15 protein-coding genes are annotated in these 22,683 nt (G+C 70.5%); 10 read left to right on the forward strand and 5 right to left on the reverse strand.

All coding sequences use genetic code 11. The features are described 5' to 3' along the window. Positions 1-130 precede the first annotated feature (130 nt). Positions 131-2,227, forward strand: a complete 2,097-nt coding sequence (locus tag HUA78_RS10500) for a thaumatin family protein (protein ID WP_174476217.1) — start codon at positions 131-133, stop codon at positions 2,225-2,227. Positions 2,228-2,308: 81 nt separating this feature from the next. On the opposite strand, the gene HUA78_RS10505 is transcribed toward HUA78_RS10500, so the two are convergent. From HUA78_RS10505 to HUA78_RS10515, 3 genes are read right to left on the reverse strand one after another with little or no spacing between them, the layout of a single operon-like run. Further along, the gene (locus HUA78_RS10505; protein ID WP_141645136.1) at positions 2,309-3,115 is read right to left on the reverse strand and encodes a S9 family peptidase; all 807 of its coding nucleotides are present in this window, start codon (positions 3,113-3,115) and stop codon (positions 2,309-2,311) included. Beyond that, the gene (locus tag HUA78_RS10510) at positions 3,112-4,248 is read right to left on the reverse strand and encodes a hypothetical protein (RefSeq protein ID WP_174459816.1); all 1,137 of its coding nucleotides are present in this window, start codon (positions 4,246-4,248) and stop codon (positions 3,112-3,114) included. The genes HUA78_RS10505 and HUA78_RS10510 overlap by 4 nt, the downstream gene beginning before the upstream one ends. Then, entirely contained in the window at positions 4,245-4,769 is a 525-nt protein-coding gene (locus tag HUA78_RS10515) for a DUF4365 domain-containing protein (RefSeq protein ID WP_174459817.1), read from the reverse strand. Before HUA78_RS10515 ends, HUA78_RS10510 begins: the two co-directional genes overlap by 4 nt. Positions 4,770-5,070: 301 nt before the next feature. On the opposite strand from HUA78_RS10515, the gene HUA78_RS10520 reads away from it, so the two are divergent. After that, positions 5,071-6,510 carry a glutamine synthetase family protein gene (locus HUA78_RS10520; RefSeq protein ID WP_141645137.1) on the forward strand — a complete coding sequence of 480 codons (1,440 nt, stop codon included), beginning with the start codon at positions 5,071-5,073 and terminating at the stop codon, positions 6,508-6,510. Here HUA78_RS10520 and HUA78_RS10525 read toward each other — a convergent pair. Beyond that, complete coding sequence (locus HUA78_RS10525) at positions 6,507-7,790, reverse strand: APC family permease (protein WP_141645138.1); 1,284 nt, start codon at positions 7,788-7,790, stop codon at positions 6,507-6,509. The two genes, HUA78_RS10520 and HUA78_RS10525, sit on opposite strands and share 4 nt — an antisense overlap. A gap of 144 nt (positions 7,791-7,934) precedes the next feature. Between HUA78_RS10525 and HUA78_RS10530 the strand changes: the two genes are divergently transcribed. The 8 genes from HUA78_RS10530 (at position 7,935) to HUA78_RS10565 (ending at position 21,821) form a co-directional block, all read left to right on the forward strand. Beyond that, entirely contained in the window at positions 7,935-9,392 is a 1,458-nt protein-coding gene (locus HUA78_RS10530) for a hypothetical protein (protein ID WP_174476218.1), read from the forward strand. A gap of 94 nt (positions 9,393-9,486) precedes the next feature. Continuing rightward, positions 9,487-11,007 (forward strand): hypothetical protein, encoded by a 1,521-nt coding sequence (locus HUA78_RS10535; protein ID WP_141645140.1) that lies wholly within the window; start codon positions 9,487-9,489, stop codon positions 11,005-11,007. Between the two features lie 277 nt (positions 11,008-11,284). Further along, entirely contained in the window at positions 11,285-11,776 is a 492-nt protein-coding gene (locus HUA78_RS10540) for a hypothetical protein (RefSeq protein ID WP_174454439.1), read from the forward strand. A gap of 5 nt (positions 11,777-11,781) precedes the next feature. Beyond that, positions 11,782-12,465, forward strand: a complete 684-nt coding sequence (locus tag HUA78_RS10545; protein ID WP_174476219.1) for a hypothetical protein — start codon at positions 11,782-11,784, stop codon at positions 12,463-12,465. A gap of 80 nt (positions 12,466-12,545) precedes the next feature. Continuing rightward, a complete protein-coding gene (locus tag HUA78_RS10550) occupies positions 12,546-14,381 on the forward strand; it encodes a sigma 54-interacting transcriptional regulator (RefSeq protein ID WP_254623665.1) in 1,836 nt (611 codons plus the stop codon). Beyond that, the gene (locus HUA78_RS10555; protein ID WP_174476220.1) at positions 14,378-19,045 is read left to right on the forward strand and encodes an SUMF1/EgtB/PvdO family nonheme iron enzyme; all 4,668 of its coding nucleotides are present in this window, start codon (positions 14,378-14,380) and stop codon (positions 19,043-19,045) included. The genes HUA78_RS10550 and HUA78_RS10555 overlap by 4 nt, the downstream gene beginning before the upstream one ends. A 170-nt stretch (positions 19,046-19,215) precedes the next feature. Continuing rightward, a complete protein-coding gene (locus tag HUA78_RS10560; RefSeq protein WP_174468765.1) occupies positions 19,216-20,709 on the forward strand; it encodes an ADYC domain-containing protein in 1,494 nt (497 codons plus the stop codon). Between the two features lie 32 nt (positions 20,710-20,741). Continuing rightward, entirely contained in the window at positions 20,742-21,821 is a 1,080-nt protein-coding gene (locus tag HUA78_RS10565; RefSeq protein WP_174459823.1) for an oxidoreductase, read from the forward strand. On the opposite strand, the gene HUA78_RS10570 is transcribed toward HUA78_RS10565, so the two are convergent. Continuing rightward, complete coding sequence (locus HUA78_RS10570; protein WP_174459824.1) at positions 21,781-22,680, reverse strand: MerR family transcriptional regulator; 900 nt, start codon at positions 22,678-22,680, stop codon at positions 21,781-21,783. The two genes, HUA78_RS10565 and HUA78_RS10570, sit on opposite strands and share 41 nt — an antisense overlap. Positions 22,681-22,683: the final 3 nt, after the last annotated feature.

Consider the following 22,683-nt stretch of genomic DNA (forward strand, 5'->3'; position numbering starts at 1 on the left):
CACGAAGCTCGGGAGCACACCCGTGGCGGGTACGCCTTGGAGCACGCGCGCATCCGACGCGCCGAATCCTTGGTGCGCGTTTTCACCCGCAGTACGGTCCCTGGGCGAACCTGCCTCGGAGTCCCCCTTCATGGTTTCGCGTCGATTGGTTGCACCCGTGGTGTCGCTCGGCTTGTCCACGCTCGTGTTGGTGCTCACGGTGGGCAATGGCTGCAGGACGACGGGCACCGGACTTCGCACCAACGCGGACTCCTCGCCGCCCGTGACATGCCCTCCGGGCTTCCGTCCCTTCACGCTGACGAACCAGGCGAGCCAGACGGTGTGGATTGGACAGACGGCGGGCGCCGCGCCTCCGCCCTTCGCCTGCACCACCGACACGGACTGTGGTCCGAATCAGCAGTGCAACAACCCGGGCTGTACCAGCAGCGCCGACTGCAACGCCGGCAACATGTGTGACACGAACACGGGCCAGTGCATGGTGGCGACTGGCAGCGCGTGCAACGGTGGCGCGCCCATCGTCACCGTCAATCTTCCCTCCATGCAGTGCACGGGTGCGAAACAGGTGGCGGCCTGCGCGGGCTGCGGTTCCGAGGGCTGTGACTCCACCACGGGCCTGTGCAACTGCGCGACGGGTGGCCAGGGCGTGTGCCCCACCGGGACGACGTGCGCCAACACCGTGCAGGAGTGCAGCCTCGCCAACGGCGGCACCTGCTACTTCCAGCAGGTGGTCCCCGGTGAGAACCAGGCCTGCGGCTCGGGCAACACCACGTGTCCGACGGGACAGACGTGCGACGTGGAGTTGGGCCTGTGCCAGTACTCGCGCACGGATGGCGGCGTGCCCCTGGATGCGCTGGAGCTGACGCCCCAGGAGACGGCCACGCTGTGCATGCCGTCCTCGCTTCCGCCCGCCTACGCCAACCTCCAACCCCAGTTGACGGCCTGCACCCAGGACTCGCAATGCCAGAGCAACCGCTGCCTGGTGGCCAGCGGCCCCGACATCACCAACCCGCCCACGGACTGTCCCCAGGACGCGGGCTCCACCGCGTGCCTGTGTCGCCCCGTCGTCGGCTGGAGCGGCGGCATCTTCGGGCGCACGGGATGTCAGGCGGACGGAACGAAGTGCCAGAGCGCGGACTGCGGCAACGGGCCCGGAATGCCGTGTCCGCTCGGCAAGGGCGGCACCAATCCCTTCGCCGCGGCGGAGTTCACCCTCCAACCCAATGCGTCCGACTTCTACGACGTCACCGTCATCAACGGCGCGAACGTCAGCATCCAGATGGGCCCCACGAATGACGGCGGCTTCGCGCCCGCGTCCCAGCCGTCGCCCTACAACTGTGGCACCGCGGGCTCGCGCGTCGCCCAGAGTGTTCCCGACGCGGGGACACTGGAGGCGTGCTCGTGGCAATTCACTCCGGACACGACGGCCGGGCTCTCGGCCGACTACTCCACCCTGCTGCGCGCCATCACCCTGCCGACGTGCGGCCAGAACAGCGACTGCGGGGTGGGCACCACCTGCATCAGCGGCGTGTGCCAGCCCACGCTGACGAAGTGCGCCCTCACCGAGCCGTACTGCGCGGGCAACGCGGTGTGCAGCAACCCCAACAACCCCGCCGCCGGCTATTGCAGCACCTGCGCGTCGAACAGCGACTGCGCGGGCCTGGATGACGGGGGCACGCCGACGTGCGGCACGGCCTTCCTTCCGGGCGTCAACACCATGACGCCGCTCATCCAGACGTGTGGCCAGTCCATCGGCTGGTGGTCCTACGAGGACCTGTGCGCGGCGATGCCTCCGTTCAGCTACGGCCCGCTCAACTGCGCGCAGCCGATGAGCGCGGGCACGGTGACGGACACGCTGAACAACCTCTTCCAGTGCGCGGGGAACTTCGGCCAGTCCTGCTACAACTCGAGCGCGGGCAACACCCCTTCCTGCTGCGGCTGCCCGACGTTCCCCGGCAACCCCGCGGGCGGCTTCTGGCCCACCACGTTGGAGGCCGGCAACAACCCGGCCCAGCAAGCCCAGGGGCAGTGCATCAACAACAACACCACGTGGGCGCAGAACGTCCAGCCGTGGCTCGCGTTCCTCAAGAAGGCGTGCCCCACCGCGTACACGTATGCGTATGACGACGCGACCAGCACCTTCACGTGCATGACCACGGGCACCGGAGGCCCGGATGGTGGGACGCCCAACTCGGTGGGCTACGGCCTCGTCTTCGGTGACGTGAACTAGCGGCGGGACAGGGCGCGCCGCTCATGCCGACAAGGCGATGAGGGCGCGCTCGACTCCAGATGGGCCTGGGGACGACGGCGCTCAGAGCAGCGAGCGCACGGCGTCCACCACCTGGGGCCACTCGCGTGAGCGTGGGTCGACGACCTCGAAGTGGCCCGCGCCGGGCAGCACGACACAGCGCACGTCGTCGCCATGCGCGCGGCCCCGGGCACAGTAGTCCGCGCTCATCGCCACGGGGACGGTGTCGTCCTCGGAGCCGTGGAGGATGACCTGGGGAACGCCCAGGGGCTGGAGCGCGGCGGGCGAGGCGCGCTGGTAGCGCAGGGGTACTTCCAAGGGGGAGCCGCCGAGGAGGAGCTCCGCGGCGCGGTCGCTCAGCCCCAGCTCGTAGGTGCGCGTCAAATCGGCCAGGCCCGCGAGGGAGACGATTCCGCGAGGGCGCAGCGGGTCCTCGCGGCGCAGCGCGCTTCCCACGGGCATCCGGTGACGTGCCCCGAGCCACAGCGCGAGGTGGCCGCCCGCGGAGTGTCCCAGGAAGACGACGCGGGAGAGGTCCAGGGGATGCGCTTGCGCGAGGGTGCGCAGGAAGTCCGCGCCGAGCGCGACGTCTTCCAACGTGCCGGGATAGCCACCGCCCTCGTGGCCGATGCGTCGGAACTCCAGGCTCCATGTGGCGAAGCCGCTCGCGGTGAGCGCGGCGCACAGGTGGCCCAGGTGAGCGAGGTCATACTTCGCGCGCCAGAAGCCCCCGTGGAGGGCCACGACGACGGGATGAGGCCCCGGACCCGACGGAAGCCGCAACTCCCCGAAGTGGTGCGGCCCCGGGCCATAGCTGATGCGTGCATCCGGCGCGGGAGGCGCCTCCTCGAGAATCCACAGCGAGCTCATGCCACCCCTCCAGATGGGCCACCGACGATTCCGAAGCCCGACGCGGCTTCAATCCAATGGATGCGCGGTCCTCGTCGGAGAACTCCGCGCACCGTCACGTAGCGCTGCTCCAGATGCGCGGCGGCGGCCTGTCGGTACTCCACCGCGCCCAGCATGACGCGAGCCTTGAGCAGCTCGTCATCCACCTGCACCTGGAGGACCACCGGCCCCTCGACACCGCCCTGCTCCCCAGGTGCGCCCATCAGCTCACTGACCTGTCCCACGAACTGGGCGGGCTGCATCTCACGCGTGGGTCGGAGCTGATGCGCGATGCGCTCGAGGCTCTCATACATGTTCCGGTCCACATGGACTTCAGACGGCATGTCCGGAGCCACGGGCAGGAGCGGGGACCAGGAGCCGCGCAAGCGCAGGTCCGCGGACTCGTCGGAGGGCATCATCTCGACCAGGGCCTCGCAGAGGTTGGCGCTCACCCTCGGCGCGCCCTCCTCGGACTCCAGAATCCGCTGCGGCTCTCCCGCGCGAACCCACCTCGCCAGATGGGCCACGGACCGCAGCAGGAGCGACGCCGTCTGCCGACCAAACGGTTCGACACCCGAGGACTGTTGCAGCCCGATGTCGAGTGGCGTCTCCACCGTGAGCACGAAGCTGCCCACCTCCGTCTGCCCCAGACGACACTGGCGGACGAAACTCTCCGCCTCCGCCAGCCCCATGCGCGGGTGGAAGGCCCTGGGCCGCTTCACGCTGCACGCACTGGCCAGCAGGGCCTTGCGCACGCCATTCGCCAGGTCCAGACCATCCGCCAGACTCACGCCACCGTCTCGTGTGGTGTCGCCTTCCAGCCCGAAGCGCAGCAGGTCCCTTCGAGGTTGCAGCAGGTCATGCAGGACGGACTCGACGGACCGCCCCTCCCACTCCGAGACGCGCCGGGCGATGACAACCATCGCCTCGCCGTAGTCGGCGAGGTCACGGTCCAGAGGGACCTGAACCTCCACGAGGGGCTCGTGGGCGCTCCGGTAGATGGCGGCATAGGGGCGCCGCGAAGGCACGCGACTCCAGCCACGCGCCTCCAGGTAGGCCCTCACATCCAGGTAGTCGACCCGGGTTCCCAGCCGAAGCAGTGGCTCGCCACTCATGGGTGGAGATCCTCCTCGCGGGCCACCTTCTCCAGCAACTCCCGGAGCGTGTCGTGGGTGAAGCGCTTCTCTCGCGACAGGAGGACGGTCTTCCGCGTCTCGTTCGCGGTGAGGGGCTGGCCTCGCAGCGATGTCCAGTAGGCACACCGCCTCAACGTGAGCGACTCCGGGGTCAGCGTGAGCCACTCGTCTTGCGCCTCCGGCATCACGAACACCACCAGGATGCGCGGCACCAGCGAGGGAGCCACCAGGTCGTTGTAGTTCTTCCGCGACAGGGGGAAGGAGAAACCTCCCTCGTCAGCCTCCGCCATGGCGGACGCCTTCGCCGTGGCCTTGAGCTGGATGGCCAGCTCCGGCGACGTGAGCACCGCGTGGGCGCCCAGCAGCCCCCGGGCGCAGACCTTGAGGTCGATGCTGTCCCGATCCACGCCCACCCGCTCGACCGAGCAGCCAGCCCGGGCCGCGACGGCATGCACGTACGCGATGCTGAGCTGCTCCTTGATGTCATTTGGACCCAACATCCCGCCCCTCCACCTCCACCTGTCCCCGAAGACAGCCGACTGTAGCTTGGCTCCACCCCGTCCATGGCCCTTCAGGGCAGGCAAGCTCCCAGGGCGTCCAAGTGTCCTTCGGACGTCACTCCCACCCTCCCGGAGGCCCTCCCAAGTGTTGCCAAACGGGCTTTAAACGTTTTTAGACCAAGGATTTAGCCTTCACTCGCCTAAATTTAGGCTTGATTTCCCGTCGCCAAATGTAAATACCTGCGCCCACGGATTCGCTGCCGCCGTTTGACGGCGGGCACCGGCCTGGAGGCACGGACACATGGAGACGAAGGGGCTGCGGACTTTCCTGGAGATTCCCTACGACGAGCTGGAGGAGCGCAACCTCAAGGTGAAGGAGCAGCGCGTCCAGCACGTGGCCGCCGACAAGGTCCGCGAGGAGCGCATCAAGTACCTCACCGACGAGCGCAACCTGAAGGCCGTCACCGTGTGCTTCACCGACCTCGAGGGTCGGCTGCACATGCTGGACTACGACAAGAAGTTCCTGCTCAAGAGCGCCGACAACCTCACGTTCGACGGCTCCTCCATCCGCGGCTTCTCCCAGCAGTCGGAGAGCGACCTGCGGCTGAACATCGACTGGGGCTCCTTCTACTGGCTGCCCTCCGACATCTTCGGGCCCGGCAAGGTGCTGGTGTTCAGCGAAGTGCTGGAGCGCGACGGCAGCCCGTACCACGCGGACATGCGCGGCCAGCTCAAGCGCATCACCGAAGCGCTGTACCAGAAGGACGGCACCGTCTTCCACGCCGCGCCCGAAGTCGAGGGCTTCCTCTTCAAGGGCCGTGACGCCGAGCGCCACTACCACGAGACGGGCAAGTTCGACTTCATCTCCACCGGCGGCTACTACCACTCGCTGCCCGGAGACCCGCTGCGCGCCTTCATCGACAAGGCCGCCGAGGCCCAGCGCGCCATGGGCTTCCAGAACGAGAAGGACCACCCGGAGGTCGCCCCCAGCCAGTTCGAGATGAACTTCTCGTACAGCGAGGCGCTCATCTCCGCGGACCAGATTCAGCTCTACAAGCTCTTGTGCCGCCAGGTCGCAGCCCAGATGGACACCACCGCCAGCTTCCTCCCGAAGCCGGTGACGGGCGTCAACGGCAACGGCATGCACATGAACATGTCGCTGTCGAAGAACAACAAGAACCTGTTCTACGACAAGGCCGGCCAGGACAACCTGAGCCCCATGGGCTGGGAGTTCATCGACCGGCTGCTCACCAACGCCAACGACATCTGCCTGGTCCTCAACTCCAGCGTGAATGCGTACCGCCGCCTGGACCCGCACTACGAGGCCCCGAATCAGATCAAGGCCAGCGCCAACAACCGCGGCGCCATGGTGCGCATCCCCTACGGCAACGAGCGCTCGGCGCGCGTCGAGTGCCGCTCCGTCGCCCCGGACGCCAACCCCTACCTGGTGCTCTACTCCCTGCTCCGCACCGGCCTGGAAGGCCCGCAGCCGCAGGAGGACGCGGAGTCCAAGCGCAGCCGCACCCGCTTCCTGCCGGACAACATCTTCGACGCCATCCGCCTCTTCAAGGGCAGCTCGTTCATCGCCAACATCCTCGGTGAGAACGTGCAGTCCAAGTTCGCGGAGCTGAAGACGGCCTCCGCCGAGCGCTGCCCCAAGCAGCTGGGCGCCCGCGTGAAGACGTCCGAAATCCAGTTCCACCACGAAATCACCAACCAGTACCTCTGGAGCCAGTTCTAGGCCCTCGGCCTGGACAGCCCCAGCAGCACCAGGCCCGCCACCACCGCGACTCCGGTGGTGGCGGCCTCCCGAAGGCTCGCGCCGAACGCCACCAGCGTCAGGCCGAGCCCCAGCGTGGGCACCGCCAATATCGCGTGCACCGGCCGCAGGCCCCGCTGACGCTTCCACGAGAGCCACGCCAGCGCCGCCGCCGTGACGCCGTACTGCATCAGCACGGCGATGCTGGAGAGCGCGAAGAGCTCCGACAGGTTCCCCAGATTGACGAAGAGCAGCACCGCGCCCCACGTGACGGCCAGCGCCCGCAGGGGCACGCCCCGGGGTGACATGCCCTCCAGCCCCAACAGCGACCGGCCTCCCGACGCGAGCGCGGACAGGTAGCGCGGCGTCGTCACCATCATCCCCACGCAGATGCCCAGCGCGGACACGCTGGTGCCCGCCGACACCACCCTCGACAGGCCCGTCCCGCCCCACACTCCCGCCGCCGCGGCCAGGGGCGCGGCGCTCGTCGCGAGCTCCGGCAGCGCCGCGACACACGCCCAGACGAGCCCCACGTACAAGAGCACCGCGCCCAGGAGCGAGCCCACCGTGGCCAGCGGCACGCTGCGCTCCGACGAGCGCACCTGTCCGGCAATCACTGGCACGATTTCAAAGCCCTGGTACGCGAACATCACCGTGAGCCCCGCGCGCAGCCACGCGCCATCCGCGAGCCCCGACGTGGGCGCGATGACGGGCCGGGGCCCCGAGGCGAGTGAGAACGCGATGAGCAGCGCCGCCAGCGGCAGCAGCTTCAGCACCGTGAGCGACGTCCACGTCCGCGCGGAGACCTGGATGCCCGAGGCGACGATGGCCGCGAGCGCCGTCACCAGCGCAGAGGCGAGCAGGCGCTGCCCCACCGGCCCCTCCAGCCCCAGCGACGGCGCCACCGCCTGCGACAGTCCCGCCACCACGGCGGCCGTGCTCAGGAACGCGCTGACGTAGGCCACCCAGCCGACGAGGAAGGCGACTCGCTCGCCAAAGGCCGCCCGCGCGAAGACGACGGGCCCCCCATCCGCGTCGAAGCGACGACCGAGCACCGCGAAGGCCAGCGCCACGGGAATCAGCGAGAGCCCCGTGAGCGCGAATGCCAGCACCGCGCCCATGCCCGGCGTGGTCGCGGCGACCTCCGCGGGCGCGAAGAAGATGCCGACACCGACGATGCCGTTGACGCCCAGGGCGAGGAGCTGGAGCGGACCGACCGTCCGTTCCTGAGACGCGGCGGAGACAGCGAGGGGAGCGGGCACGGACCGCAGTTCACTACAGCCACGGCCCCGGCACCAACCCACCCCCTCGCGTCTCGATATAGCCGGAGCGCCGGAGCGTTCCGTGTCGAGTGACAGGCGGGCGGCCGGGAGTCGCGAGCGGCCGGGCGCCCATGGAGGCTTCCCATGCGCTGGATGGCGGTGATGCTAGGGCTGGTGTGCTCGGGGTGCGCGGTCCTCTCGCGGGGCCTGGGCGTCCCCATCGACGAGGCGGGCGAGCCCGCGCCGAAAGAGGAGACCGTCTATCTGGTCCCCCTCGCCGATGCGATGGCGATGACACGCAACATCCTCGAGGAGCAGCGCTACGACGTCTTCGAGAAGGAAGGCGGGCTGGAGCTGTTCACCTCCGCCCATGAGCCCGGCAAGGGCAGCGCCGGCTCCCGCAACTTCGAGCGTTATTACGTGAAGGGCGAGAAGCTGGGTGAGCGCAGGGCGCTGGTCCGCGTCTTCCGACTCTCCTACAGCGAAATCGACACCGTGGCGGAGACGCCGCCCCTGGCCGCCGGTGTCCGGGAAGAAGCGCACCGGAACGCGGACGGCGTGGACAATCCCTTCAAGAGAGACCCCTTCGCCGGAGCGCCCCAGGTGGAGGGCTATCGCCTGGCGCGCGGCAACCGGGATTTGGGCATCGAGCGCACGCTCCTCCAGCGGCTGGAGATGGTGCCCTCCCTGGAGCTGGTGGGCGGTAACGCCTCCGTGCCCGTGCGCTCGGTGATGATGGAGGAGTGGGCGGAGGAAGCCCCGGCGTCCGCTCCCGAACCCGAGTGCGGCGCGCCCCTGACCGGCACGGACGTGGTGATGACCGCGGGCGCCACGGTGCTGCTCGCGGACCCCCTGGGAACGCGCGAGGTGCCCTCGGCCGCGCTGCGGCTGGTGTGTGACGCGACGGCGAAGGGACTTCCCGTGGTGCTCGGCCTGTCGATTCCCTCCACCGAGCAGGCCCTGCTCGACGCCTACCTGGCCAGCGCCGGACTCGCGAGCGACGCGCAGACGCTCCTGGGCAACGGCTCCTTCTGGCGCCGCGTGTATCAGGATGGTCGCAGCAGCCGCGCCATGCTGTGGCTCATCGAACAGGTGCGCCGCCTGCGCGCCAGTGGCAAGGACGTGTCGCTCCTGGCCTTCGACGCCGACAAGGCGAGCGGCAACGAGCGCGAGGCGTGGATGGCCCGGCACGTGCTCGACTTCCAGCGCCAGCACGCCCCCGCGTGGACGCTGGTGCTCGCCGGAGGCACACACACGCGCACGCAGAAGGTCGGCTGGGACAGCGACTTCGAGCCGCTGGGCGCACGGCTCGCAGGTCAGCTGCCCTCCGTCCAGGCGCTCGATATCGGCTTCCAGCGCGGCACCCAGTTTTCCTGTCGCTACAGCGTCTGGGAGGACGTGGAGTGTGACGTCTTCGCCATCAGCCCCTCGAAACAGACGCGACACCCCGTGGGCCAGCCCGCGAGCCTGGAGCTGTTCGGCGCGCCCCTTCCGGAGGGATTCCACGGCCGGCTGTATCTGGGCGCGTTGAGTGCGTCGCCGCCCGCACTGCACGCCCAGGCCCGTGCCCCTGTCGACACACCCGCGCGGGCGACGCACTGAGCCGTGCGGGAGGCCGCGATATACTCGCCGGCCGCCGGGCGTTTTGCGTGGGAGTGACGCACCGGGCAGCTCACGCCTGGAACAGGGAGCCAAGATGCGCCGGTACGGACTGCTGCTGGGATTGATGCTCACGGGGTGTGCGTCGCTCACCCGTCCGCTCGGGTCGAACATCAACCCGGAGACAGGCCAGTTCGAAACCCCCGTCGAGGAGACGGTGTACCTGGTGCCCGTCGAGGACGCGATGATGACGGCCCGGCGCATCCTGGAGTCGGAGCGCTACGACGTGCTGGAGAAGGACGGCGGACTGGAGCTGTTCTCCTCCGCGCACGAGCCCGGGAAGAACAACAAGAACCTGCGCACCCTCGAGCGCTACTACGTCAAGGGCGAGCGGCTGGGGCCTCGCAAGACGCTCGTCCGCGTCTTCCGGCTCAGCTACAACGAGATGGAGAACGTCGTGGAGCAGGGGCCTCGCGTGGCGGGCTCGATAAACAGGGACCTGCTCTCCGACCAGAGTTCGAACCCCCTGGATGCGCGGCTGGAGGCCTTCCGGACCGAGACCAACGCGCAGGGCTTCCGCCGGCAGGTCGCGCTCGAGGACCCGTTCCCGAACGCGCCGGGCATGGAGCGCTTCCGGATGGTGCACGGCGTGCGCGATTTGGGCATCGAGCGGCAGCTCCTCGAGCGGCTGGAGATGGTGCCGGCGCTGGAGCTGGTGGGCGGCAACGCGCCGGTGCCCATGCGCTCGGTGATGATGGAGGGTTGGGGAGAGACGGGCGAAGCGGGCACGGTCCGCGCGGCGGAGTGCGGCGAGCCCGTGGAGGGCGCAAGCCCCCTGCTGGCCGCGGGGCAGGTGCTGTTCGTCGCGGACCCGCTGGGCACCCAGGAGGTGCCGTCCACCGCCTTGCGGATGTTGTGCGAGGCCACGTCGAAGGGGCTGCCGGTGACGCTGGCCCTGTCGGCGCCCATCTCCGAGCAGCCGCTGCTGGAGCGCTACCTCGCCAGTGAGGGCACGTCCGAGGACGCGCAGGAGCTGCTGTCGGAGAGCGCCTTCTGGCGCCGCGTGTACCAGGACGGTCGCAGCAGCCGCGCCATGCTCTGGCTCGTCGAGCAGGTGCGCCGCCTGCGCGTCTCCGGCAAGGACGTGGCCCTGGCCGCCATCGACGGGGAGAAGGTGCAGGGCAACGAGCGCGAGGCGCAGATGGCCAAACACCTGCTCGCCTTCCAGTCCAAGCGCGCCCAGTCCTGGACGCTGGTGCTCACCGGCAGCGTGCACGCGCGCACCGCGAAGGTGGGCTGGGACGGCGACTTCGAGCCGTTCGGCGCGCGCGTGGCCCGGGCCCTGCCCTCGTCCGTGCGCGCCCTGGATGTGGGCTTCAAGCGCGGCACCCAGTTCGCCTGTCGCTACAGCGTCTGGGAGGACGTGGAGTGCAACGTCTTCGCCATCAGCCCGACGAATCAAGCGCTGCAGCTCTCCAAGGTGAACGAGGGCGTGCAGCTCTTCGACGCCGCGCGGCCGGACGGCTTCCACGGGCGGCTGTACCTGGGCACGCTGAATGCCTCGCCCCCGGCGCTGCAGACGCAGAGCAAGGTCGCACAGCTCGACGCCGCGAAGTAGCCCGCGACAACCCCTGTCGTGAGCCTGGAGCCCCGGCGCCCGTAGGTGGCCCGGGCTTCGTCATTCACACCCCGGCAAGATTCGCCGGGGACGGCAAGCCTTGCCGGTCCGAAGACCGCGCCGTGCGGCAACTCCTGCCGGGGGCGCGCGGCCCCTCCTTCGAGAGGCGGGCCGCCAGACGCTGGCATCTTCGTTGCTCTTCCCTGTCCCAGCACGCCACCCGGGTTTGCGCATGACGCGACATCTCGGGGGTGGCGCGCAGGACAAGGAAAATCCCATGACGAAGAACACGTTCAAGAAGTCGGTGGCGGCGCTCGCGCTGCTCGGTGCCCTGCCGGCGGTCGCCGGTCCCGCGACCTACGCGGGCGCGCTGTGCACGTCCGTGTCGGGCTTCGCCGCGCCCAGCATCTTCCGCAGCGGCCGGCTCATCAACCAGACGGGCGGCGCCATCGAGGTCGTCTGTCCCGTGCAGCGCAACGTCCTCGCCCCCTCGTTCAACGAGAACGTCTCCTTCCTCATCACCGCGCGAGACCCGCACCTCACCGAGAACGTCTGCTGCACCGCGACGCTGACCGAGCCCGACGGGACGGCCATCACCGCTGACTCCGGCTGCACCGCCGGCGCCGACACCGCCAACCCGAAGACCATCTCGCTGAACCTGGCGACGGCCTTCGCGTCCGTGAACGGCTACATCGCCCTGCGCTGCGAGCTGCCGGGCCCCTACTCCGGCTTCCAGTCCACGCTCTCCAGCTTCTACATCTCGGAGTAGCCACCATGTCCAAGGTCCGCTGGGGAGTCCTGGGGTTGGCTGGAGCCACCGTGGCCGTCGCCGGAGTGTGGAGTCTGAGGGGGGATGTGCCCATGCAGGGCGCGACACCTCCGGCCGTCGCGGAAGTTCGCACCGGGCCTCCAGCGGACCTGGAGCAGGAAGTGCGCGCGCTGCGCGCGGAGCTGGAGGCCCTGCGCCGCGCACAGGGCCGCCTGGAGCAGCAGCCCCATGCGCCGGCGACGCCTCCGGGGGGGAGCGTCACCGCGAAGGAGGAGGGCTCCGAGGGCCCGGACACCGCGCCCACGAAGGAGGCCGAGCAGGCGGCGCAGGAGCAGCGTCGGCGGGAGCGGGTGATGGAGCTGGACGCGGAGCTGGAGGACGCCGCGAACACGGAGCCTCGGGACACGCAGTGGGCGGTCCCCACCGAGTCGCTCGTCACCAGGTCTTTTCAGGGCCCGGACTTCACGGGCTCGCGGCTCACCCGAGTGGAGTGCCGCACCCACCTGTGCACGCTGGAGGTGGAGCATGACAACGGTGATGCCCAGGCGGAGCTGTTGACCTCGCTGTTGCGCGTACAGGGCCTGCGGGGGCAGGCCGTCGTACGTCCCCAGAACGAAGGGGGCCGCCGAAGCTCCCGCGTCTACCTCTCCCGGGCGGGAGAGCGTCTGCCCATGACGCTGCGCAAGTGAGCATCCTTCGCTCGGGTCCCAAGCGGCTCCTTGTTTCCTGGGTACCCCTGGGTTGCTCGACTCGACGCGGGCGTGCCAGCATGGACGACCGCTTGATGTCCGCTCCGCCTCCCAGTGCTCGAGACACCCGCCCCATCGGCACCCCCTCGGAGCCTTCCGGGACGGGCGCGGCGTACCTGCTGGTGTTGGAGGGCGAGTCGTCGTGGCGCTTCCCGCTGCCAGCCGAGGGCGTGGTGCTGGTGGGCCGCGACGACAAGGCGGACCTGAAGCTGAAGGACGAGAGCGTGTCGCGCCGTCATGCGCGCATCCTGGTGACGGAAGAGGGCGCGCGGGTGGTGGACCTGGGCAGCCAGAATGGGACGTCCATCAACGGCCGCCAGCTCGAGGATGCGCGGCCGCTGTTGTCGGGAGATGTGCTCTCCTTCGGCGCGGTGGTGGCGGTGGTGCGGGCGAAGCGCCGGCCCATGCCCGCGCGCAGGGCGCTCGACGCGGACCGGTTGATGGGGCAGTTGCGCGAGGAGGTGGAACGCGCGCTGCGCTATGGCCGGCCGCTCACGGTGCTGACGCTCGCGCTGGCCGAGCAGGGCTCCTCCGAGCGCGAGGCGGTGGAGGCGGTGCTGGGCTCGGACGCGGGGCCCGCGGAGGCGGCGGGCTGGCTGGACGGTGAGCACCTGCTGTGGCTGCTACCCGAGGTGTCGGGAGATCCAGGCGAGGAGGGGATGGGGGAGCGCGTGGAGGCGCTCTTGAGTGCGTGCCCTCGCGCGCGGTTGGGCTCCGCCACGTGTCCGTCGGATGGCTGTGACGCGGAGACGCTGGTGGCCGCGGCGCGCACGGCGGCGCGGACGGCGGCGCCGGGGGGCTTCGCCTCGGCGGCGGAGGACATCACCCGGGTGTCGTTGGGCGAGCGCACGGTGCTGGTGGCGGACCCGGCGATGGCGCAGCTCTACGCGCTTTTGCGCAGGCTGGCCGCGAGCGAGCTGCCGGTGCTGGTGTGCGGAGAGACGGGCGCGGGCAAGGAGAACGCCGCGTTCGCGGTGCATCACTGGTCTCGTCGCGCCTCCGGTCCGTTCGTGCCCGTCAACTGCGCGGCCCTTCCGGAAGGCCTGGTGGAGAGCGAGCTGTTCGGCCACGAGCGCGGCGCGTTCACGGGTGCCACCACGTCGCGCGCGGGGTTGCTGGAGAGCGCGCAGGGCGGCACGGTGTTCCTGGATGAAGTGGGCGAGCTGCCCGCGTCCGCGCAGGCCAAGCTGCTGCGCGCGCTGGAGGTGCGTCGCATCACCCGCGTGGGAGATACGCGGGAGCGGCCCATCGACATCCGCGTGGTGGCCGCCACGCATCGGGATTTGGAGGCGGAAGTCGCGGCGGGGCGCTTCCGGCAGGACCTGTACTTCCGGCTGGGTGCGGCCACGGTGCTGCTGCCTCCCTTGCGGGAGCGGCCTCGCGAGGTGCCCATGCTCGCGCGTGACTTCCTGGAGCGGGCCTGTGTGGCGCTGGGGCGTGGGGAGTTGGAGCTGGCGTCGGGCACGTTGCATGCGCTGTCGCGGCACACCTGGCCGGGCAACGTGCGCGAGCTTCGCAACCTGATGGACTACGTGGCGGCGGCGGTGACGGGCGACGTGGTGGAGCCGCACCACCTGCCGGCGCGCATGTCGAGCGGGCGGACGGTAGCGCAGGCGGAGGTGGTGGAGCCGGAACCGGAGCATGCGCTGGCTCCGGCGCATCGGCCCCGGCTGCCGCTGGCGCAGGAGATTCGGGAGCTGGAGCGACGCAGGATGCAGGAGGCGCTGGAGGCGGCGGAGGGCGTGCAGACGCGCGCGGCGGCGCTCATCGGAATGCCCATCCGGACCTTCTCGTTCAAGCTGAAGCAACTGGGACTGCAACCTCGCTCCGCGCGCCGAGGCACCTCGCCGGAATGAGCGCGCCACCCGGGCTGCTGGAGCCCCCCCGCGAGTTCGAGGAGTACCAGGTGCTGCGCCCCCTGGGGCGTGGCGCCATGGGACAGGTCTTTCTCGCGCGGGACACCTTGTTGGACCGGCTGGTGGCGGTGAAGTTCATCGCGACGCCCGCGGGGCGACTGCCGGACGCGGTGGCACGCGCGCGGTTCTTCCAGGAGGCGCGGGCGATTGCCCGGCTCCAGCATCCCAACGTGGTGGCCATCCACCGCGTGGGTGAGGTGCGCGGCCAGCCGTATCTCGTGTCGGAGCTCATCCGAGGCGAGCCGCTGGACACGCTGCGGCGTCCGATGGACGGGCGGCAGGTGCTGGTGCTGGGGATTGGACTCGCGCGCGGGCTCGCGGCGGCGCACCGCTGCGGGGTCCTGCACCGCGACATCAAGCCCGCCAACGCCATCCTCTCCGAAGAAGGTGAGGTGAAGCTGCTCGACTTCGGGCTCGCGGAGTCGTGGACGGGCGAGGACGGTCCTCGCGCGCTGGTGTGGACGGGGGGCGCGAGCACAGCGGGTCTTCGAGACGCGCGTGACGAGGGACGAGAGGCGCCGCTCGACACGGGACGGAGAGAGGCACCGCGCGCGACGCGCGACACGGGACAACGAGAGGCACCTCGCGAGACGCTCGACACGGGACGGGGAGCTGGCCGGGAGGATGCGCGTGGGGGCACGGAGCCCGATGTGGAAACGCGCCTGGTGTCACATGTTGGCGGGGGCACCACGCCGAAGGCACAGGTGCAAACGCGTCCCATGACGCCACCTGGCGACGCCACCCCGCTCAACGCGCTGGTGCAGCCCTGGCCCATGACGCCTCCTGGCGACGCCACCTCGCCAGCGTCGCGGGTGGAGACGCGTCCCATGGCGCCTCTTGGCGAGAACGCCGCGCCAGGACAGCCAGCGGAGATGCGTCCCATGGCGCCTCCTCGCGAGAACGTCGCGCCAGGGCAGCCAGCAGAGACGCGGCCAGTAGCACCTCTTGGCGAGAACATCGCGCCTGGGCAGCCAGCGGAGATGGGGCCAGTAGCGTCTCCCAGCGAGGACGCCGCGCCAGGGCAACCAGCGGAGACGCGTCCTATGGCGCCTCCTGGAGAGGACTTCGCACCAGGACAGCCAGCGGAGACGCGTCCAGTAGGGCCTCCTCGCGAGAACGTCGCGCATGGGCAGCCATCGGAGACGCGCCCGCGGCTCGCCGTTCCGTCAGCGCTGCGTTCACAAGATGCTCTCGCGAACGAGCATCCATCAAGCACGTCGCAAGACTCGGCTCCCTCGGCGCACGGAGAACGAAGCGGAGCACCACGGCCGACGACGGACCCTCGCGAGGTCGCGAGCCCTCGCGACGACTCGTCTCCCGGTGGGCCCTGGGACGGAGTGCCCCCCGCGCACCGAGGACCCTCGCCCCTCCCGCTCACCGTGCCCGGCACGCCGCTCTATCTCGCACCCGAACTCTGGCGCGGTGAGCAGGCCAGCCGAGCCAGCGACATCTACGCGATGGGTGTGCTCCTCCACGAGCTGTGCACTGGCACCGCGCCCCACGAAGACGTGCCCCTGTCCGACCTCGGGCGCGCAGTGCTGGAGCAGCGCCCTCGCCTGCTCGTGGAGCAGGACCTCGACCTTCCTCCCGGACTGGCCGCCGTGGTGGACCGCTGCCTCGCCCTGGCCCCCGAGCAACGCTTCGAATCCGGAGACGCGCTGCGCGAGGCCCTGGAAGCCCTGGCCCACTCCGCTCACACCTCTCCCCTGCCCTCCGGCAATCCCTACCGGGGACTTCGCACCTTCGAGGCCGAGCACCGGGGCGTCTTCTTCGGCCGCAAGACGGAGCTGGGTGAGGTCCTGGACCGGCTGCGCGGCGAGCGCTTCGTCCTGCTCGCGGGAGACTCGGGCGTCGGCAAGTCGTCGCTGTGTCGCGCAGGAGTGCTGCCCGCCATCGCCAGCGCCGGACGTGGCGACGACAACCCCGCGTGGACCATCGTCTCGTGGACTCCCGGAAGGCACCCACTGGAGGCGCTGGCCGAAGCCCTGGCGCCCGTGCTCGAGGAAGGCCCCGATGCGCTCCTCTCGCAAGTGGCCACCGAGGAACCCGGAGCCCTCGCCCGAGCCCTGCGCCGTCGCCCCTCGGGCGCCCCACCGGTGCTCCTCTTCATCGACCAACTCGAGGAACTCGTCACCTTCTCCGAGCCCACCCAGGCCACGCGGCTCGCCGAGGAGCTGGCCCTGGCGCTGCACCGGGTTCCGCGCATCCGCGTGCTGGCCACCGCGCGCAGTGACTGCCTCACCCGCCTGGTCGCCTTGCCGGGCCTGGGAGACGAGCTTCCCCGCGCGCTGTACCTCGTACGAGCCCTGTCCGAGCGAGGACTGCGCGAGGCCGTGGAAGGTCCCGCCCGCGCACTCGGCGTTCGCTTCGAGTCCCCCGCGTTGGTCGACACACTCGTGACTTCCGCCGCGCGAGCCGACGGCGGACTTCCGCTGTTGCAGTTCGCGCTGGAAGCACTGTGGGAGGCACGCGACGTCGCGCGAGGCACCATTCCCGCCGAGGCGCTGGCGTCACTCGGCGGCGTGGAGGGCGCGCTGGCCCGTCATGCGGACGCGGTGGTGGAGAAGCTCCGACCGGAACAGCGTCCCCGCGCACGGGAGCTGCTGCTGGAGCTGGTCACTCCCGAGGGCACGCGACTGCGCCGCACTCGCGAGGAGTTGCTGCGAGGGCCCGACGATGACAACGGCCGCGCGGTGCTGGATGGCCTCGTGCGCGGTCGCCTGCTCACGGCGGGCGAGGCCGAGAGCGGCGAGGGTGTCTACACGCTCGCGCACGAAAGCCTGCTCACGGGCTGGGACACGCTGCGCGGCTGGCTGGGTCAGGATGAGCAGCGCCGCGCCATACGGCACCGCCTCGCTCGCGCCGCCACCGAATGGGCACGACTGGGCCAACCTTCCGAGCTGCTCTACGCGGAGCGACAGCTCACCGAGGCGCGCGCCGCCGGAGTGCTTCCCGAGGGAGCAGGCCAGGAGGACTTCCTCGCCCGCTCGCACCAGACGGCCCGTCGTCGCCGGGCCGCACGCTGGACGGTGGCCATCGCGGCGCCAATCGCGCTGCTGGCGGTGGTGGCGGTGACTCGCGTGCAGTCGCGCGCGCAGTTGGAAGCCCGCATCGCGCAGCACCTCGACGAAGCACGAAGGCACCACGACGATGCCCGCGAGAAGGACGCGACGGCGCGGCGACTGCGCCAGGAGTCCCTCGCCCTCTTCGACACGCCGGGCCCCGAGCGCCGCGAAGCCGCCGAGACGCTGTGGGCTCGCGTTCGAGAGGAGGAGCAGGCAGTCGAAACCCTCTCGCTGCGAGCCCAGGCCGCGCTGGAGACGGCCTGGGGCCTGGACCCGGGGAGCCCTCGGGTGAACGAGCCCCTCGCGGACCTGCTCGCGGAGCGCGCGGAGCGTGCCGACCGACAGCGACAGCCCGAGCTGCGCACCCAACTGCTCACGCGCCTCGCCGCCTACGACACATCGGGCCTGCGACAACAGAAGCTGGTGGCACCCGCGCGCGTCTCCGTCATCACCTCGCCTCCGGGCGCACGGGTGCGACTGCTGCAAGCCACCTCCGACGTCTCTCCAACGAGCGACACGGCGCGGCCCTCGGACTCACCTGTGCCACCGGCATCCTCCGGACAAGACCTGGGCCAGACGCCGCTGCGTGAGCTGGAGCTTCCCGCGGGCTCTCATCTGATTTTGGTGGAGGCCCCAGGTCGCTTCCCCGTGCGAGCCCCCATCCTGGTGCGCCCGGGCGAAACCCTCTCCCTGGACCTCGCGCTGCCCGAAGCCTCCGCCGTCCCCGAGGGCTTCGTGTACGTGCCCCCCGGCCGCTTCCTCCAGGGCGCATCCGAGAGCGAATTCCTGCGCCGGGCCTTCTTCTTCTCGCCCCCGCTGCACGAGCTGGAGACCGGCGCCTATCTCATCGCCCGGCACGAGGTGACGTTCGGCCAGTACATCACCTTCCTGGAGACCCTCTCGCCCGAGGAGCGCACCGCGCGCATGCCCGGCTCGCGACGGCGCCTCACGGTGGTGGACCTGGCCCAGGAGCCGGACGGACGGTGGCGCCTCAACCTGCGGCCGGCCTCCGCCAGCTACAGCGTGCTCGACGGAGAGCGCCTGCGCTACGGCAAGCGAGACCGACGTCTCGAACAGGACTGGCTGCGCTTCCCCGTGTCGGCCATCTCCTTCGTGGACGCGGAGGCCTACGTGGCCTGGCTGGACCGCACCGGCCAGGTCCCCGGAGCGCGCATCTGCACGGAGCACGAGTGGGAACGCGCCGCCCGGGGCGCCGACGGACGACGCTACCCGGGGGGCGACTGGCTGTCCCCGGACGACGCCAACCACGACGTGACGTACGGCCGAGAGCCCGGAGGCTTCGGACCCGACGAGGTCGGCAGCCACCCGCGCTCGCGCAGCCCCTTCGGTGTGGACGACCTCGCGGGCAATGTCTGGGAGTGGACCCGCTCCAGCGTGGACCCCACCAAGCCGTCCGCGCAGGGCGGCAGTTGGTACCAGAGCGACCTCACCGCGCACTCCGCCAACCGGGACCGAGTGGAGCCCACGCAGCGCGAGGCCCTCATCGGCCTGCGCGTCTGCGCCACGCCGCGCCCCTGAAACGGCAACCCTCGCCGGACCCCGGCAAGTCTTGCCGGCCAGAACCGCCACTTCACCCCACTCCCCGAGGCCCCGCCCACCCTCCCCCCAAGGTGTGCGCGGACGTGTCCGTGGCATACGACATGCTCTAGGGACCTGGGTCTGCCTTGAACGAAACCGAGGTCCCTCACATGAGCGCCATCTCGCGACTGTTGTTACCCAGTTTCTGTCTCTGTCTCCTCGCCGCATGCGGGCCGCTGGCCCCCGAGGACGCGACGCCTCCCCTGGAGTCCCAGGCCTTCTCCGCTGGAAACGACGACTCCCACTCCCAGGGCACGCAGCTCCACGGTTCGCACATCCCGTCCGCGGCCTACACGGGAGCCACCGTGCTGCACGACGGCGTCCGCCGCGCGGCGACGCTGCGAATCTACAAGGGTGAGCTGGTCGCCCGAATCAACCTGTCGGTGACGGGCGCCACGCCCAGCCTGGTCCCGTGCCTCCTGCGTGGAACAGGCGCCGACCGAACCTGTGGCTTCAGCGTCGAGGGCCAGGGCACCTGCTCGCCGAACACGCTGGTCACCGTCTCCAGCGGCGAATGCTCGGGAGCACCGGGGAGCTGCACGGGCCGCCCCATCCTTCGCGTCTGCTCGGGGGAGAGCCCCTGCGAGTTCGAGCGCACGGGCTACCTGGGCTCGGGCGTGGGGACGGCGGGGCCCGACCTTCAGTGCAGCACGTCCAGTTGCCCCGCCGTGAAGTTCACCTGCCCCAAGAGCGGCATCTTCACCGTGCTGACGGGCCCCTATACGACGACGCAGAGCGCGAGCGTGACGCTGCGCTCCACCGCCGGCCGCTTCCCGGTGACGGTGAAGGACCTGAGGGGTGAGCAGCTCATCGGCGCGCGGATGCTGAGCTCGTCGCCGTCCGGCTACGGCACCGTCCTGGAAGTCAAGGACGCGACCAACGCGGCCAACGTCACCATCCCCGAGTCACCCGGCATCTGGGACGTCAGCGGCGACACCTTCCTCTATCGCTTGCAGATAAGGCCCACCAGCGGGTCGCCCATCGACCTGTGCCAGACAGGCGCGGACCCCGCCGTGGGCTGGGCGTGGACGCTCCCCCTGGAGGGCCTCTTCTCGAAGGCGGGTGAGCGCGAGGAGAGCACCAACGCCTTCACGCTCGCGTGCGACCCGGGCGTGCTCGCCAAGTGCTACCGCTGGGGCTACAAGCCGTGGCTGGATGGCGCGAACCCCGGCGTGGTGACGAAGACCCACTGGGCCTGCACCCGGATGGCTCGCGCCGACTACTGCGGGAGCGGCGCGTCCTTCACCCAGGATGGCACCCTCATCCAGCCGTGGGACGCGCTGACGCCGAACATCATCGCCCCGCCCACGGAGGGCTCGGGCCCGTCGGGCATGCAGTTCGAAGCGGGATGGGACACGGGCGGCCCGGCGTGTCTGAGCCACTGGCGCTGGAAGCACCTGCAAGCCGGCTGCGTGACGCTCCAGCCGCCCATCGAGGACTCCAACGGCCACGTCATCAACGACTGCAGGGACCCGCACAACGTCGCGGGCGCGTACAAGTGCTCACCCATCTGCGACAACGCCGAGGAGGCGAAGCAGCTCTTCAAGAGCCTCGTCTTCAACAAATCCCTGGCCAACGAGCAGCTCGCCAATCCCCAACCCTGAGCTAGCCTCCCGGGCCGCGAGGAGGACGCGGCATGATGACGGGAGCCATCTGGCTGACAGCGCTGCTGTCACTGGGGAGCGCGGAGATGAAGTGGGTGACCCAGGACAGCCACACCACCGTGCGCCTGCGAGGCGTCAGCGCCGTCGACGGACGCGTGGCCTGGGCCAGCGGAGACAAGGGGACCTTCGTCCGGACGACGGACGGAGGTCAGACGTGGAAGGCGGGCACCGTGCCCGGCGCGGAGACGCTCGACTTCCGGGACGTGGATGCCTTCAGCGACACCACCGCGTATCTGCTCTCCATCGGCGAGGGTGACAAGTCCCGCATCTACAAGACGGTGGACGGCGGCGAGCACTGGACGCTCCAGTTCACCAACCCGACGCCGGGCGCGTTCTTCGACGGCATGGCGTTCTGGGACGAGAAGCATGGCCTCGCTTTCAGCGACCCGGTGGAGGGCCGCTTCCTCGTGGTCGCGACCTCGGACGGCGGAGCCACCTGGACGCCCCTGCCCGCCCAGGCGTTTCCTCCAGCGCTCCCCGGCGAGGCGGGCTTCGCGGCCAGCGGCACCAGCATCGCCGTGCGAGCACCGAAGCAGGCGTGGTTCGGCCTGGGGGGCGCGGCGGCGCGCGTGCTCCGCACGTCGGACGGAGGCAAGTCGTGGAGTGTCGCGACCACGCCCCTGGCCACGGGAGAGGGCGGCGGCGTGTTCTCGCTCGTCTTCTGGAGCGAGCGCGACGGCATCGCGGTGGGCGGCAACCACAAGCTCCCCACGGACGCCACGGGCAACCTGGCCCTCACGCGAGACGGCGGCAAGACGTGGAGCGTGCCCGGGGGAGCGAGGCCCGCGGGCTACCGCTCCTGCGTCGCGCAGGTCCACGGCGCGCCAGGGCCCACGCTCGTCACCGTCGGGCCCTCTGGCTCGGAGATGTCCGCGGATGGCGCGCGGAGCTGGCAGTCGCTGGGGTCCACGGGCTTCCATGCCGTGTCCGCGTCGCTCACCGGCAAGCGCGTGTGGGCCGTCGGAGACGCGGGAATCATCGCGATGCTCCAGCGCGTGCGGGCGCCGCTGCCTACTCCTTCAGCACCTTCACCCAGTCGTCCTCGTCGCTGAACAGGCGCGCGCCCAGTCGGACGACGGTGTCCGAGTGGGCCACTGCAGCCGCGCCGCCCACCCAGACGGGCACGCCGTCCGGCAGCGCCCGGATGAGCTGGGAGAGCGTGTCGCGGAACACCTCCACGCCGTGATTGGTGATGGCGGACAGCCCCACCAGCTCCGGCTTCAGCGACGCCACCGCCCGCCCCAAATCCAGCGCGGGTACCCTCTGTCCCAGCAGCGTCACCCGGAAGCCCGCGTGGCGCAGGCGCAGCGCCACGCCCAAGAGCCCCAGCTCGTGCTCCTCATCCGGGAAGCACGCCAGCACCGCGTGGCGTCGCCCGCTGTCCGGCGCTCCGTGCAGCAGGCTCACCAGCCGGGCGCGCACCACCTGCGTCACCAGGTGCTCCTGCGCCACGGACAGCTCGCCCGTGTGCCAGCGCTCGCCCACCTCGCGCTGGAGCGGCGCCAGCACGCCCTCGAACGCCTTGAGCGGGGGCAGCGCGGACAGCACCTCGTCCACCACCGCCGACACGCCGCCCTGGTCATACGCCTCCGCGGCGAGCAGCGCGGCGTCGCGCCAGAACTCCAGGCCCGTGCTGGAGCCCTGGACGTCTTCGGTGGCGGTGGGCGCGGCGTCCAGCTCCTCGAGCAGTTGAGGCAGCAGCTTCGCCGCCTCGCTGATGGCCACGCCCTCGTCCGTCAGCTTCTTCAGCCGCTTGAGCAGCGCGACGTCCCGCTCGGTGTAGACGCGGTAGCCCGCGGGCGTGCGCAAGGGCTGGAGCACGCCATACCGCCGCTCCCAGGCCCGGATGAGCTCCACCCGAACCCCTGACAGCTCCGCGGCGACGTGGATTCGGTAGGTGCGCTCGGCCATGGG

The sequence above is a fragment of the Myxococcus sp. CA033 genome (assembly GCF_013336625.1).
In the GTDB taxonomy this organism is placed as follows: domain Bacteria; phylum Myxococcota; class Myxococcia; order Myxococcales; family Myxococcaceae; genus Myxococcus; species Myxococcus llanfairpwllgwyngyllgogerychwyrndrobwllllantysiliogogogochensis.